Here is a 13,974-nt window from a genome sequence, read left to right as displayed (position 1 = left end):
GGTAACCGGGGGCGGCCCCCCGGATATTCCGCCGCCGGCCGCCCGGTCCCGGTCCTCAGACCTGGACCAGCGGTTCCCGGGTGAACAGCGTCCCCAGCTCCGGCGCGTTAACCCGCCGGTCGGCGAGCCGCAGTCCCTCCCACACCGTGACCTGGTTGGCGGTGAGCACCGGCTTGGACAGGGACTTCTCCAGCAGGCCGAGGCAGGCGGCCGTGTGCAGGGCGGTGTCCGGCAGCAGCACCGCGTCCGCACCGGGGTCGTCCGCGGCCCGCGCGAGCGCCAGTACGTCGTCCTCGCCCCAGCGGGCCGCCTCGGCGGCGACGACCCCCGAGGAGTGCACGGCGGCCACCTCCAGGCCGGCCGCCCGCAGGAACTCGGCGAACAGCGCGGTGACGTCCTGCGGGTAGGTGGCGCCCACGGCGACCCGCCGCACCCCCAGCTCACGGGCCGCGTGCACGAAGCCGAAGGACGTCGAGGAGGCCGGCATCCCGGCCAGCCGGGCCAGCGTGCGCACCTGGTCCTGGGCGCCCTGCCAGCCGTGCACGAAGCCGCCGCTGGTGCACGCCCACACCACCGTCTCCGCACCGGCCAGCCGCAGCCGCTCCATGCCCTCGCGCAGCCGCTCGGCGGAGCCCATCTCGCGCAGCGCGGCCACCCGCTGCGCGCCCTCGCCGATGTCGGTGTGGACCAGGTCCACCCGGATGTCGCTGCCCAGGAGCTGCTCGATGCGCGGATAGTCGTCCTCGGCGAAGTGACCCGGGTAGAGGAATCCGAGTGCGGTCATGTCCAGCCTTCCTGCGTCCGGTCGTGCGGTACGGCCCGTGTCCGGGCACCCTCGTGCGCGGCGCCCGGTACGGTTCCACGGCTCGGGTACCCAGCCTCCGCGGCGCAGCCCACATCGCGACCTGGTTGGCCGAGAGCGGACGGCACGCGGGCCGTGCGGGGCGTGACCGGGGCGAGGCGCTCGGTGCCCGGCCGCTGCGGTGCTGCGCCCGGGGCGCCGGAGGTGGTGACGCGGGCCGGGCGCGGACCCGGATCATGGCCGCGCGCCTCGCCCGCTCGCCCGCGGTCCCGCCGAGGAGGCCGCCCGGGGCGCGGGCGATCGCTCCGGGGCCACGGCGGTCAGGGCGCGCGCCGCCGTGCCCCCCGGCGGGGCCGCCGGGGAGGGGGGCGTCCGTCGCAGGCACCGGCCGCACCCTCGAAGGAAGAGAAGGACGGGGAGGGCGGGGACAACGGATGGCGGGAACGCCCGTGTTGACGACGGTGGGCCGGGGTGCGAGCGTGGACGATCCGTGCATCTCAGGCGTTCGCGGCGGCACCTCCCGGACGCCTGGGCAGGCACCCCCTCGGACGACGGGAGCCGCGCCCATGACGACCGTCCCCACCCTGCTCGTGCTGGACGCCGAGCCGCCGCCCCGGCTCGGCCGGCTGACCGGGCGCGCCCGGGTCGTGAGTACGGACGCGGCGCACCTGGCCGAGCGGCTGCCCACGGCGGACGTGCTGCTGGTCTGGGACTTCACCTCGACCGCGGTGCGCGAGGCGTGGCCGGGCCCGGGGCCCCGGCCGCGCTGGGTGCACACGGCGAGCGCGGGCGTGGACCATCTGATGTGCCCGGAGCTGGCCGCGTCGCAGACGGTGGTCACCAACGCCCGCGGCGTCTTCGACCAGCCGATCGCCGAGTACGTGGCGGCCCTGGTGCTGGCCGTGGCCAAGGAGCTGCCGCGCACCCTGGAGCAGCAGCGGGAGCGGGTGTGGCGGCACCGGGAGAGCCGGCGGGTGGCGGGTACCCGTGCCTGTGTGGTCGGTTCGGGTCCCATCGGCCGGGCGATCGTCCGGATGCTGAAGGCGCTGGGGGTGACGACGGCACTCGTCGGGCGGGTGCCGCGGACCGGTGTGTACGGGCCGGCCGACCTGGACCGGCTGATCTCCCGCGCGGACTGGGTGATCGCGGCGGCGCCGCTGACGGAGGCCACGTACCGCATGTTCGACGCGCACCGGTTCGGCGTGATGCAGCCCTCGGCGTTCTTCGTCAACGTCGGGCGCGGGCAGCTGGTCGACGAGGAGGCGCTCGCGCGGGCCCTGACCCGGCGCTGGATCGCGGGTGCCGCCCTGGACGTGTTCGCCGCCGAGCCGCTGCCCGCGGACAGCCCGCTGTGGGAGCTTCCGGGGCTGATCGTCTCCCCGCACATGAGCGGGGACACGGTCGGCTGGCGCGACGAACTGGGGCGGCAGTTCGTGGAGTTGTTCGAGCGGTGGGCCGCGGGCAGATCACTGGTGAACGTGGTCGACAAGACGCGTGGATACGTGCCCGGCCACTGACCTCCTGGAGGGTGCATGCAGCTCACCGACCTCACCGCCCGCCGGCTCCTGGACGGCTACCGCACGGGCGAGTTCACTCCGGTGGAGGCGACCGAGCAGGCACTGGCGCTGGCCCGGCGCACCCAGTCGCGGGTGAACGCGTTCGTCCGGCTGACCGAGCGGGACGCGCTGGCGCGGGCGCGGGAGTCGGCCGGGCGCTGGCGGCGCGGGGAGCCGGCGGGGCTGCTGGACGGGGTGCCGGTGAGCGTGAAGGACCTGCTGCTGCTGCGCGGCCACCCCACGCTGCGCGGCTCGCGGACCCTGTCCGAGCGTGGTGCCTGGGCGGAGGACGCGCCCTCGGTGGCCCGGCTGCGGGAGCACGGCGCGGTGTTCCTCGGCAAGACGACGACACCCGAGTTCGGCTGGAAGGGGGTCACCGACTCGCCGCTGACCGGTGTCACCCGCAATCCGTACGACACCTCGCGCACCACGGGCGGCTCCAGCGGCGGCAGCGCGGCTGCGGTGGCGCTCGGCGCGGGCCCGCTGTCGCTGGGCACGGACGGCGGGGGCAGCATCCGGATCCCGGCCGCGTTCTGCGGGATCTTCGGGCTGAAGCCGACGTACGGCAGGGTGCCGCTGTATCCGGCCAGCCCGTTCGGCACGCTGGCCCACGTCGGGCCGATGACCCGGGACGCGGCCGACGCGGCGCTGCTGCTCGACGTCGTCGCCGGGCCGGACGCCCGCGACTGGTCGGCGCTGCCGCCCGCACCGGGCTCCTTCACCCACGCGCTGGCCGGGGGTGTGCGGGGGCTGCGGGTGGCGTACTCGCCGTCGTTCGGCGGGCAGGTGGCGGTGGCACCGGCGGTCGCGGCGGCGGTACGGCGGGCGGTGGCGCGGCTCGCGGACCTCGGCGCGTACGTCGAGGAGGCGGACCCCGACTTCAGCGATCCGGTGGAGGCGTTCGAGGCCCTGTGGTCCAGCGGCGCGGCCCGGATCGCCCAGCTGCTCTCCCCGCACCTGCGCAAGCTCCTCGACCCGGGGCTGGCGGAGGTCTGTGCGCGGGGGGCGCGGCTGAGCGCGCTGGACTATCTGGCGGCGGTGGACGCCCGGATGGATCTGGGCCGGCGGATGGGGCGGTTCCACGAGCGGTACGACCTGCTGGTGACGCCGACGCTGCCGCTGACGGCGTTCGAGGCGGGTGCGGAGGTGCCGAGGGGTTCGGCCCACCGGCGCTGGACCGGCTGGACGCCGTTCACCTACCCCTTCAACCTCACCCAGCAGCCGGCCGCGTCGGTGCCGGTCGGCACGGACGGGGACGGCCTGCCCGTCGGCCTCCAGCTCGTCGCCGCCCGCCACCGCGACGACCTCGTGCTGCGGGCCGCGCACGCGCTGTACGAGGCCGGGGTCGCGTGCTGCCCGGTGGTCACGCCCGCCGGGAACTGAGCCGGCCGGGAGGGAGCGGCAGAGGTCTCCGGGGGGGCCGGGTGACCGTCGGGTCCTCCGGTGGGGGTTCTGTGGAGGCCGGGGCGGGAACGGGTGTGGGTCCCGGCGCGCGGGGGTCCGGCGTGGCGGCCCTCGCCGGAGAACGCCGCGCAGGTCAGGGGCGCACGACCGGTCAACTTCCGTGTGCGGCACCGCGGATGCCGTCGCCCGGACGGGACGGTGACGCTCCGTCCGGCCGTAAAACCGGGGTGCATACCCCGGATTCGCTTGGGTAGCCGCGCCGCCATGGCTGCACCACATGGGAACGGCATACACACTTTCCGGCCGCAGCACAGACCCGGCCGGCGGACGTTGCTCCGCGGGTTCGCGGCGCTCGGGGCGCTGGGCGCCGCGGGCTGCACGCGGGTGGCGGCCGCCGGCGGGAACGGCGGCGACCTGCTCGACCGGCTCCGCGCGCAGGGCGTCGTACGCCTCGGGATCGCCGGGGAGATCCCCTTCGGGTACATCGACAAGGACGGCCGTCTCACCGGTGAGGCGCCCGAGCTGGCGAAGGTGGTCTTCAAGCGGCTCGGGGTGGACCGGGTGCAGCCGGTGCCGACCGAGTTCGGCTCGCTCGTCCCCGGCCTGAACTCGCAGCAGTTCGACGTGGTCGCGGCCGGCATGTACGTCAACGCCGACCGCTGCAAGCAGGTGATCTTCGCGGACCCGGATTACCAGATGCTGGATTCGTTCATCGTCCGCAAGGGGAACCCGAAGGGGTTGCACTCCTACGCGGACGTCGTCGCGAAGAAGGCGAAGTTCGCGACCGGGACCGGGTACGCCGAGATCCAGTACGCCGTCGAGGCGGGCTACAGGCAGAGCGACATCCTGATCGTGCCGGACCAGGTGGCCGGGTTGAACGCGGTCGAGGCGGGCCGTGTGGACGTGTTCGCGGGTACGGCGCTCACCACCCGCGAGGTCGTGCGGAAGTCGGCCAGGGCGGAGGCCACCGCGCCGTTCGCGCCGCTGGTCGGGGGCAAGCCGCATGTGGACGGCGGGGCGTTCGCGTTCCGGCCGACCGAGACGCGGCTGCGGGACGCCTTCAACGCCGAGCTGCGCGAGCTGAAGCGGACCGGGGAGCTGTTCCGCATCCTGCGGCCGTTCGGTTTCGGCAAGGCCGAGATGACGGACCTGACGGCGAAGGAGCTGTGCGGGCAATGACCTCGGGGCTCTGGGAACTGGTGCTCAAGGGCGTCTGGACCACCGTCCAGCTGCTGGTGTTCAGCGCGCTGCTGGCCGCCGCGGTGTCCTTCGTGGTCGGCATGGCGCGCACCCACCGGTTGTGGATCGTGCGCTTCACGGCCGGCGTCTACACCGAGGTCTTCCGCGGCACCTCGGCGCTGGTGATGATCTTCTGGGTGTTCTTCGTGCTGCCGATCGCCTTCGGCTGGCAGCTGGTGCCGATGTGGGCGGGCACGCTGGCGCTGGGACTGACGTACGGCGCCTACGGCTCGGAGATCGTGCGCGGAGCGCTGAACGCGGTGGACCCGGCGCAGCGCGAGGGCGGGATCGCGCTGAGCTTCACTCCGGCGCAGCGGATGCGGCTGATCGTGCTGCCGCAGGCGGTGCCGGAGATGATCCCCCCCTTCTGCAATCTGCTGATCGAGCTGCTCAAGGGCACCGCGCTGGTGTCGGTCATGGGCATGGGCGATCTGACGTTCAGCGCCAACCTGGTGCGGCTCGCGCTCCAGCAGAGCGCGGAGATCTACACGTACGTGCTGGTCATCTACTTCGTGATCGCCTTCGTGCTGACCCGGCTGATGCGCGGCCTGGAGAAGCGGCTGAAGGCCGGGATCGGCAAGGACGCCGGCACGGAGCGGGCGGCGCGTGAGCCGAAGCGGGCGCGGACGACCGGGGTGGGCGGTGGTGTCGCATGACGTGGGACTGGCACGCGGTGAGCGACTTCATGCCGCACTTCCGGGACGGCCTGCTGGTCACCCTCCAGGCGCTGGCGCTGGGTTCGCTGCTGTCCTTCACCCTCGGCCTGGTGTGGACGCTGCTGATGCGGACGCCGACCCGCTGGGTGCGCTGGCCGGTCGGGGTGGTCACGGAGTTCGTGCGCAACACCCCGCTGCTGGTGCAGCTGTTCTTCCTCTTCTACGTGCTGCCGGAGTGGGGGCTGACGTTCTCCGCGCTGACCACCGGCGTCTTCGCGATCGGCCTGCACTACTCGACGTACACCATGCAGGTCTACCGGGCCGGCATCGAGGCGGTGCCCGTCGGCCAGTGGGAGGCGGCGACCGCGCTGAACCTGCCGCGGCGGCGGACCTGGACCGCGGTGATCCTGCCGCAGGCGATCCGCCGGGTGGTGCCGGCGCTGGGCAACTACGTGATCTCCATGCTCAAGGACACACCGATGCTGATGGTGATCACCGTGCTGGAGATGCTGGGCCAGGCCCGGCTCTTCTCCCAGCAGCGCTTCCAGTTCACCGAGCCGCTCACCGTGATCGGCGTGGCCTTCGTCCTCATCTCCTACCTGGCCTCCCTTCTCCTGCGAGCCCTGGAGCGACGCCTTGTCCGTTGAGACCCGTACCGAGCCGTCCGTCACCGCGGCCCAGCCGGCCGATCTGATCCGCCTGGAGCAGGTCACCAAGCGCTTCGGCGCGAACACCGTGCTCGACCACCTGGACTTCGCCGTCCAGCCCGGCAGGCACGTGACCCTGATCGGGCCGTCCGGCTCCGGCAAGACCACGATCCTCAGACTCCTGATGACCCTGACCAAGCCGGACGAGGGGACCATCACCGTCGACGGCGAGAAGCTGTTCCCGGCGCCGGAGAAGCGGGTCCGGGAGGTCCGCAAGAAGATCGGGATGGTGTTCCAGCACTTCAACCTGTTCCCGAACATGACGGTGCTGCGCAATCTGACCGAGGCGCCGGTGCGGGTCCTCGGCCTGTCCAGGGACGAGGCGGAGGAGCGGGCCCGGGAGCTGCTGGAGCTGGTGGGCCTCGCCGACAAGTGCGGTGCGCGCCCGGCCCAGCTGTCCGGCGGGCAGCAGCAGCGGGTGGCGATCGCGCGGGCGCTGGCGATGCGGCCGCGGGTGCTGCTGCTGGACGAGGTGACCTCCGCGCTCGACCCGGAGCTGGTCGCCGGGGTGCTCGATCTGCTGCGGGACATCGCGCGCAGCACCGACATCACCATGCTGTGCGTGACGCACGAGATGGGCTTCGCCCGGGACATCTCCGATCAGGTACTGATGTTCGACGGCGGCCGGGTGATCGAGTCGGGGCCGCCGGAGAAGATCTTCTCCGAGCCGGAGCAGGAGCGCACCCGGGAGTTCCTGAGCGCGGTGCTGTGAGGGCTGCGGGCAACGGCCGAGGTCCAGCCATTGGGGCATGACCCTGGCATATGCCAATGGGTCGTCGCCGCAGTTCGGGCCGCCGCCGGGAGCGGGAGGGGCGGATCGGAAACTTGTCAACGCCCTCTCCCCGGCGGCCGTTTGCCCGTTATCGTGGAAGCGCCGCACCGTCCGGAGATCCACGGCCCAGTAAGCGAGCGCAGGGGGGAACACCGTGGCGCTGATGCACGAGCCGACCGCCCCGTACCACTCGGTCCAGGACGCGCTGCGCGTGCTGGAGACCGTGGCGCGCACCGCCACCGGGGTCACCGAGACCGAGCTGACCCGGCTCACCGGCCTCGGTCCCGAGCGGCTCGCCCCGCTGCTGCGGATGCTGCGCCGGGAGGGCTACGTCGAGCAGGTCGGCGGCGGCGCGTACGTCACCGGTGACACCCTGCGCCGTCTCACCTCGGCCGAGGACCGCGAGCGGGCCCTCGCCGACAAGCTCCAGCGCACCCTGGACCGGCTGCGCGACTCGGTCGGCGCGGCCGTCTACATCAGCCGCTACGTCGACGGCGAGGTGAAGGTCACCCAGTACGCCGCCGGACCCGGCATGCCCGCGGTCAACGAGTGGGTGGACTTCCGCGTCTCCGCCCATGCCACGGCGGTCGGCAAGAGCCTGCTCACCCAGCTGGACCACAACGCCCGCCGCGACCACCTGGCCCGGCACAAGATGGCCCGGCTCACCTCGCGCACCATCACCAGCGACAAGCTGCTGCTGTCCCGCCTGGAGTCCCAGCCGCCCACGGTGCCGGTGCTGGACCTCCAGGAGTACGCGGTGGGCACGGTCTGCGCGGCCGTACCGATCACCGCGGGCGCCTCGGTGGGCTGCCTGGCGCTGTCGCTCCCGGTGGAGCACGCGCACCGGCTGAAGCGGGCCGCGGACGCGCTCAACCGGAACGCCGCACCGGTGCTGCTGTCGCTGGCCCTCTGACGACACCCCGGGTGGTCACGAGCACTCCCGGGGACCAGGTAGTATTTTCTTCGTCGCCGGCCGCGGAAAGCGGAAGGCGAGAGTCACGCGCCGCTAGCTCAGTTGGTTAGAGCAGCTGACTCTTAATCAGCGGGTCCGGGGTTCGAGTCCCTGGCGGCGCACAGTGGAAAGGGCCCCTCACCTCGGTGAGGGGCCTTCCGCATGCCTAGAACGTGACGTCCGAGCACGCGTAGAACGCGTTGCCCGTGTCGGCGATCGTCCACACCGCGAGGATCACGTGGTGTCCGGACAGGCCCGTGGGCAGGGTGCCGCTGTGGCTGAGCGTCGCCGGCGGCTGCTGACCGTTGTAGGGCACCGTCAGGAACGGCGTGAGGTTGAGGTCCGACCGGGACAGCGGGTGGTTCTGGTTCCAGCCCGGCTTGGTGACGTAGTACTTGAAGTCCGTCGTGGCGTGCCGGGCGGTGAACTGCCAGCGGAAGGTGTACGACTGCCCGCCGGTCACCTTGGTGGTGGGCCAGGCCGCGCCGGACGGGGCGGTCGGTGAGCTGAGCTGGGTGAAGCGGTCCACCCCGCCGTTGCAGAGCTGGCCGTCGGCGGGCCCGGCGGCCGGGAAGCCCTTGGGGCCCTCGACGCTCTGCGGCTCGTACTGGATGTCGCCGCAGCCCTTGACCGTGCCGTCGGCGCAGAGCTTCTGCCTGCTGACGGGGAGGTCGGTGTAGCCGTGCCCGCTGGCGCCGCCGGTGGAGAGCGCGAACGCTCCGGCGGTCACCACTCCGAGCACGACCGCGGACATCTTCGTCTTGGTGCGCATACTGCCGCTCCTGGAGAACGTGGGGAGTTCGGTGAGCCGTGCAGAGGGTAGGTCTAGACCAACTCACAGATTATGGGCGGCACTTGAGCATGTCCATACCAGTGGCAGAAGCGAACGGACCGGCTACGCCCGCTCCCCGCGGCCCGCGCAGAACGCCACCGTCAGATCCCGCACCAGCACCTTGCGCTCGGAGTCGTCCAGCTCGACCAGCCCGCGCGTGGTCAGCCGGGTCACCGTGTCCTCCACGGAGTCCACGACCGAGCTGAGCATGCTGGCCCGCTGCCGGGCCTCCAGCGCGGCGATCCGGCGGCGCTGCATCGCGTCCGCGATCTCGGGGGCGTACTCCGCCCGCAGCGGCCGCACGGAGAACACCTCCAGACCGGCCGGCGCGGTCTCCGCCACCACCAGCCGGGTCAGCGCCTCCCCGGCCACCGCGGGGCCGCCCCGGCTGCCGACCGCCGGCTCCACCGGCACCCGGGCCAGCGCCGCCTCCACACACTCGCGCAGGTACCGCTCGTGGTCCTCCAGGCCGAGCACCGCCCGCGCGGTGTCCCGCACCCGCCACACCACCAGCACCACCACCCGCACCGCCAGCCCGCCCGGGTCCGCCGCGGGCATCGCCTCGCTGCGCCAGTGCCGCAGCCGCACATCCACCCGCCTGCGGCGCAGCAGCGGGTTGACCCAGAGCAGCCCGGTGCGCCGGACGGTGCCCCGGTACCGGCCGAACAGGCCCACCACCCAGGCCCGGCCGGTGCGGCCCCGGGCCAGCCCGCCGAAACCGGCCGCGCCGAGCAGCCCGGCCCCGGCGTACGCCGCCCACTGCGCCGGTCCGAGGCCCGGGTCCGCGGGCGCCGGCAGCCGCAGCGCCTGCACGGCGAGCGGCGGCAGCACCCCGGCCCACCAGGACGCGGCCAGCGCGCCGGTGACCCCGCAGGCCCCGGCGAGCACCCCGGCCGCCCCGGGCAGCACCCGTGCCGGGCGCTCGCGCAGCTCCGGGTCGACCCGGGGCAGCGGGGGCCGCCGCTCGGCCGGACGGCTCGCGCGCGGCAGCTCGCCCGTGCCCTGGCGGCGCCCCACGACGGCGGGCCGCGGCGGCGTCCCGTCCGGGCCGGGATCGTCGCGGAAGAGCAGATGGACCGGAATCTCGGTGGTGGACTCGTTCCGGATCAGCCGGGCCGGGCGGGTGCCGGTGGCCGTGGCGTCCTGCGGTCGCCCCTCGGATCCGGACGGTGTGTGCGAGGTGGTCGTACTCATGCGTGCCTCCAGCCTCCGCGCCAGATGCGTCATGAAATGGGTGAACAGGGGGGCGACACCGGGGAGTCACGCGAACAGGCGGCGCCAGGTCTCCGGGCCCGGACTGCCGTCGGCCGCGCCGCCCCGCCAGCCCTGGGAACGCTGGAAGGCGGCCACCGCCCGCCGGTCCGCCTCGCCCCACCGCGGGCCGGGCCCGGTGTCGTAGAACCGGCCGAACCCCTTGGTCACCAACTGGGCCCCGAGCCGGGTGATGTGGTCGTTGCTCTGCCCCGGGCGGAAGTACGCCTTGCCGGGGTAGCCCGGCACCCCGTGCGAGGCGGGGCCGTCCTCGTCCGGGGCGATGTCCCGGCCCCCGCCGGAGACGAGCAGCGCCCAGGTGCGCGGGCCCGGCAGCCCGTCGGCCTCCTCGTCGGTCCAGCCCTGGGCCCGCTGGAACGCCTCGGTGGCCCGCCGGTCCCCCTCGCTCCAGACCGGCCCCGGGCCCTTCGGGTAGTACGGTCCCGCGCCCCGGGCCACCAGCATCTGCCCCAGCTGGGTGACGTGGGCGTTGTGCGCGCCGGGCCCGAAGGACGCGGCGCCCGGGAAGAGGTCCGCGACCTTGCCGTCCGCCGCCTCGGGGCCGGGACTGCCGTCGGTCAGGCCCTTGTAGCGGTACGGCACGTACCCGCCGGTGTGGTTCCAGTAGGGGTACGGCGTGGTCTGGGAGCGGGTGTGCGGGGGCGTCTGCTCGTAGACCTTGTAGTAGGTGTGCGTGTAGTCCGTCCAGCCGCCGAAGATCACCACGTGGGAGCCCTGCTGGGGGTCGGCCGTGTTGTGGTGGAGCAGGATGTCGCCGGGCTGGAGCTGGGACTTCTTGATCCTCACGCCGTACTTGGCGAGGCTGCCGGTCCACTGGTTGCTGTTCAGCCCCCAGGCCATGGAGACATAGCCGGAGCAGTCCTGCCGGTAGCCGTCGGTCCAGTAGCGGCTCATGCTGTACGGCACCTTGGCGGTCACCCACGACCTGGCCCGCTTGATGATGGCGTCCCGGGTGGTCTGCGGGGTGCCGACGCCTCCGGGCGCGGCCGGTCTGCCGGCCGGGCCGTGCAGCGGGGACTCGGTGCCCTGGGGGGTGTCGGGCTCGCCGTCGCCGGGGACGGCCTGGCGGTGCGGTCCGTGGCCGGCGGTGAGAGCGATCGCCGGGGGCGTCGCGCCGAGCGCGGCGGACACGGCGGCGACGAGGACCATGCCGCGGGCCGCGGGACGGTGGCCGATCCGGCCGGACAGCGGGCGGCGGGGGGTGCGCCGCCGGTGGACACAGCCGGGACAACCGCAGTCACGCGCGGGTTCGAACTCCTCGAACGCCGGAGCGGCCATGCGATCTGCCTCACATTCATGGTGTTTTCGTCCGCTTGTGTGCACGTTGATCAGTTTTCCAACTCTGGCCACGGCGCGCACTTTGACGGTCCGAATGATGTACGGCACCCCCTGCGGCCTCCCCCGCGTGGTCATCAGCACCCCCGCAGGTCAGGTAGAGTTCTCTCTGTCAGCAGGCGCCGCTAGCTCAGTTGGTTAGAGCAGCTGACTCTTAATCAGCGGGTCCGGGGTTCGAGTCCCTGGCGGCGCACCGACACGGAAAGGCCCCTCGCAGCAGCGAGGGGCCTTTCCGCATGCCGGGCCACTGTCATGTCACCCCGTGGCACCGGTGAGGTACGCCGAGACGACCACGTTCGCCGTGTAGGCGCCGTCGCGGAAGCCGCCGCCGCAGGTGATCAGGCGCAGCTCGGCCCGGCCGGGCACGCGCGGCGCGTAGGCCTGCCGGGCGTCGAAGCGGGTACGGGGCAGGACGCGGACGTCCTCGACGGTGAACCGGGCGACCCTGCCGTCCGAGCGGACCACCCGCACCGCGGCGCCGGGGGTGAGGGTGCGCAGCCCGTGGAACACGGCGGGCCGGGTGTCGGTGTCGAGGTGGCCCACCATCAGGGCGGCACCGCTCGCGCCCGGCCGGGTCCCGGCGCCGTACCAGCCGACCACGCCGGGCTGGCCGAAGGGCGGCGGGTCGAGCGCGCCGCGCGCGTCCAGACCGCGGGTCACCACCGGCGCCTGGACGCCGAGCCGGGGGATGTCGATGCGCTGGGGCAGCGCGTTCGGCAGCGGCCGCGCGGGGGGCGGCAGCCGGACGGGCGCGGTGGCGCCGAGGGCGAACAGATCACCGGTCGCGGGGCGCCGTACCTCCTGGGGTACGGCGGTGACGGCCCGCCCCCACAGCCACAGCCCGAGCAGCAGCACCGCCCAGGTCAGGGCGGTGCACAGACGGCCGCGGAGGTGCTCTTCGCGCATCCGCGCCCTCAGTGCGGGCGGCGGCCGCGGCGGGCGCGCAGTCCCACGGCGACGGCGGCGATCGAGGCCAGCGCGAGACCGGTCAGGGCCTGGGCGGTCTCCGGTCCGCTCCCGCTGGTGGCGACGGTGGCGAACCGGGCGGTGGCGCCACCGCCCGCGTCGACCGGGGCGACGGGCGTGGCGGGCGGCCCGCCGGGCTGTCCCTGGGCGCTCGCGCCGGCTCCTTTGGCGGCCCCTTTCGCCACGACCGTGATGGTGCCGTCGACCACCCGGTCCGCGCAGGTGACCTTGACGTCGTAGGCGCCCGGCCCGACGGAGGAGCCCACGCGGGTCTCGCCGGACAAGGTGCCCCCGGCGCCGGTCAGCCGGGCGTCGCTGACGAAGGCGCGGGAGACGGCGGTGGCCTGTCTCCCGGTGCAGCCGTCGACCCGCAGGGTCACGTCGGTCCCCGGCGCGGGGGACTCGGGCACGGCGGCGAGGGTGCCGCCGCCCGCCGCGTGGGCCGCCTGGGCCGCCGGTCCGAGCGCGGCGACGGCCAGCAGGCCGCTGCACACAGTGAGGGGTAGTGAGCCCATCGTGAACCTCCAGACATCAGGAGGTTCCCCCGGCCCGGGCGCCCCCGCACCTCGGGGGGCGCTCCGCTGCTCCGTCCGGGTGATGCCCGGACCCGGCCGGCTCAGACGAGGTCGACGAGGTCCGCGATGGAGTCGACGATCCGGGAGGGCCGGAAGGGGTGGCGGTCCACCTCGGCGATCCGGGTGACCCCGCTGAGCACCAGGAAGGTGCGCATCCCGGCCTCCAGGCCCGCCAGCACGTCGGTGTCCATGCGGTCGCCGATCATCGCGGAGGTCTCGGAGTGGGCGCCGATCGCGTTCAGGCCCGCGCGCATCATCAGCGGGTTGGGCTTGCCGACGAAGTACGGGCTGCGGCCGGTCGCGGCGGTGATCAGGGCGGCGACCGAGCCGGTGGCGGGCAGGTCGCCGTCGGTGGAGGGGCCGACGTTGTCGGGGTTGGTGGCGATGAACCGGGCGCCGGCGTTGATCAGCCGGACGGCCTTGGTCAGGGCCTCGAAGGAGTAGGTGCGGGTCTCGCCGAGGATCACGAAGTCGGGCTCGTGGTCGGTGAGTATGTAGCCGATGTCGTGCAGCGCGGTGGTCAGGCCGGCCTCGCCGATGACGTAGGCGCTGCCGCCCGGGCGCTGGTCGTTCAGGAACTGGGCGGTGGCCAGGGCCGACGTCCAGATGTTCTCGGTCGGCACGTCCAGGCCCATGCGGCGCAGCCGGGCGTGCAGGTCGCGGGCGGTGTAGATGGAGTTGTTGGTGAGGACCAGGAAGGGGCGGCCCGAGTCGCGCAGCTTCTTCAGGAAGGCCTCGGCGCCGGGGATCGGCACACCCTCGTGGATCAGGACGCCGTCCATGTCGGTGAGCCACGATTCGATGGGCTTGCGGTCTGCCATGTTGTGCGTCTCCTGGCATGCGTGGGATCAACGGACGGGGGCGCCGGAACCACGGCGTACCGACGCTCCCCAGCGTAGCCAGACC

Annotated in this window: 14 protein-coding genes and 2 tRNA genes; 9 read left to right on the top strand and 7 right to left on the bottom strand. The window is 73.6% G+C overall.

The annotated features are described in order from the left end of the window. Positions 1-55: 55 nt before the first annotated feature. Positions 56-784, bottom strand: a complete 729-nt coding sequence (locus HZZ00_RS04050) for an aspartate/glutamate racemase family protein (RefSeq protein ID WP_180330911.1) — start codon at positions 782-784, stop codon at positions 56-58. A gap of 584 nt (positions 785-1,368) precedes the next feature. Between HZZ00_RS04050 and HZZ00_RS04045 the strand changes: the two genes are divergently transcribed. The 8 genes from HZZ00_RS04045 (at position 1,369) to HZZ00_RS04010 (ending at position 8,210) form a co-directional block, all read left to right on the top strand. Further along, entirely contained in the window at positions 1,369-2,319 is a 951-nt protein-coding gene (locus HZZ00_RS04045; RefSeq protein WP_180330910.1) for a D-2-hydroxyacid dehydrogenase, read from the top strand. Positions 2,320-2,334: 15 nt separating this feature from the next. Then, on the top strand, positions 2,335-3,741 hold the full coding sequence (locus tag HZZ00_RS04040) for an amidase (protein WP_180330909.1): 1,407 nt from the start codon (positions 2,335-2,337) through the stop codon (positions 3,739-3,741). Between the two features lie 285 nt (positions 3,742-4,026). Beyond that, positions 4,027-4,941, top strand: coding sequence for an ectoine/hydroxyectoine ABC transporter substrate-binding protein EhuB (ehuB, locus tag HZZ00_RS04035; RefSeq protein ID WP_180330908.1), 915 nt, complete (start codon positions 4,027-4,029; stop codon positions 4,939-4,941). Continuing rightward, positions 4,938-5,657, top strand: a complete 720-nt coding sequence (ehuC, locus tag HZZ00_RS04030; protein WP_180330907.1) for an ectoine/hydroxyectoine ABC transporter permease subunit EhuC — start codon at positions 4,938-4,940, stop codon at positions 5,655-5,657. Before ehuB ends, ehuC begins: the two co-directional genes overlap by 4 nt. Further along, complete coding sequence (gene ehuD / locus HZZ00_RS04025) at positions 5,654-6,304, top strand: ectoine/hydroxyectoine ABC transporter permease subunit EhuD (protein ID WP_180330906.1); 651 nt, start codon at positions 5,654-5,656, stop codon at positions 6,302-6,304. The genes ehuC and ehuD overlap by 4 nt, the downstream gene beginning before the upstream one ends. Next, positions 6,294-7,076 carry an ectoine/hydroxyectoine ABC transporter ATP-binding protein EhuA gene (ehuA, locus tag HZZ00_RS04020; protein ID WP_180330905.1) on the top strand — a complete coding sequence of 261 codons (783 nt, stop codon included), beginning with the start codon at positions 6,294-6,296 and terminating at the stop codon, positions 7,074-7,076. Before ehuD ends, ehuA begins: the two co-directional genes overlap by 11 nt. A 214-nt stretch (positions 7,077-7,290) precedes the next feature. Next, on the top strand, positions 7,291-8,049 hold the full coding sequence (locus tag HZZ00_RS04015) for an IclR family transcriptional regulator (protein ID WP_180330904.1): 759 nt from the start codon (positions 7,291-7,293) through the stop codon (positions 8,047-8,049). A gap of 87 nt (positions 8,050-8,136) precedes the next feature. Further along, positions 8,137-8,210, top strand: a tRNA-Lys gene (locus HZZ00_RS04010). A 44-nt stretch (positions 8,211-8,254) separates the two neighbouring features. Here HZZ00_RS04010 and HZZ00_RS04005 read toward each other — a convergent pair. From HZZ00_RS04005 to HZZ00_RS03995, 3 genes are all read right to left on the bottom strand, one after another. Continuing rightward, positions 8,255-8,860: a lytic polysaccharide monooxygenase gene (locus HZZ00_RS04005; protein WP_070027357.1), complete on the bottom strand. Its 606-nt coding sequence runs from the start codon at positions 8,858-8,860 to the stop codon at positions 8,255-8,257. A gap of 123 nt (positions 8,861-8,983) precedes the next feature. Then, positions 8,984-10,114, bottom strand: a complete 1,131-nt coding sequence (locus HZZ00_RS04000) for an SPFH domain-containing protein (protein WP_180330903.1) — start codon at positions 10,112-10,114, stop codon at positions 8,984-8,986. Positions 10,115-10,180: 66 nt separating this feature from the next. After that, positions 10,181-11,470, bottom strand: a complete 1,290-nt coding sequence (locus HZZ00_RS03995; protein ID WP_180330902.1) for a peptidoglycan-binding protein — start codon at positions 11,468-11,470, stop codon at positions 10,181-10,183. A gap of 176 nt (positions 11,471-11,646) precedes the next feature. Between HZZ00_RS03995 and HZZ00_RS03990 the strand changes: the two genes are divergently transcribed. Continuing rightward, positions 11,647-11,720 (top strand) — tRNA-Lys (locus HZZ00_RS03990). 62 nt (positions 11,721-11,782) lie between these two features. Here the strand turns inward: HZZ00_RS03990 and HZZ00_RS03985 are convergent. From HZZ00_RS03985 to HZZ00_RS03975, 3 genes are all read right to left on the bottom strand, one after another. Beyond that, positions 11,783-12,433: a class F sortase gene (locus HZZ00_RS03985; protein WP_180330901.1), complete on the bottom strand. Its 651-nt coding sequence runs from the start codon at positions 12,431-12,433 to the stop codon at positions 11,783-11,785. Positions 12,434-12,441: 8 nt separating this feature from the next. Beyond that, complete coding sequence (locus HZZ00_RS03980; protein WP_180330900.1) at positions 12,442-13,008, bottom strand: hypothetical protein; 567 nt, start codon at positions 13,006-13,008, stop codon at positions 12,442-12,444. Positions 13,009-13,109: 101 nt separating this feature from the next. Next, positions 13,110-13,889, bottom strand: a complete 780-nt coding sequence (locus HZZ00_RS03975; protein WP_180330899.1) for an HAD-IIA family hydrolase — start codon at positions 13,887-13,889, stop codon at positions 13,110-13,112. Positions 13,890-13,974: the final 85 nt, after the last annotated feature.

Origin of the sequence: Streptomyces sp. NEAU-sy36, from assembly GCF_013423905.1 — a bacterium.
Taxonomy (GTDB): domain Bacteria; phylum Actinomycetota; class Actinomycetes; order Streptomycetales; family Streptomycetaceae; genus Streptomyces; species Streptomyces misionensis.
The sequence above is the reverse complement of the archived record's forward strand: the minus strand, read 5'-3'. Positions and strand labels throughout refer to the sequence as shown.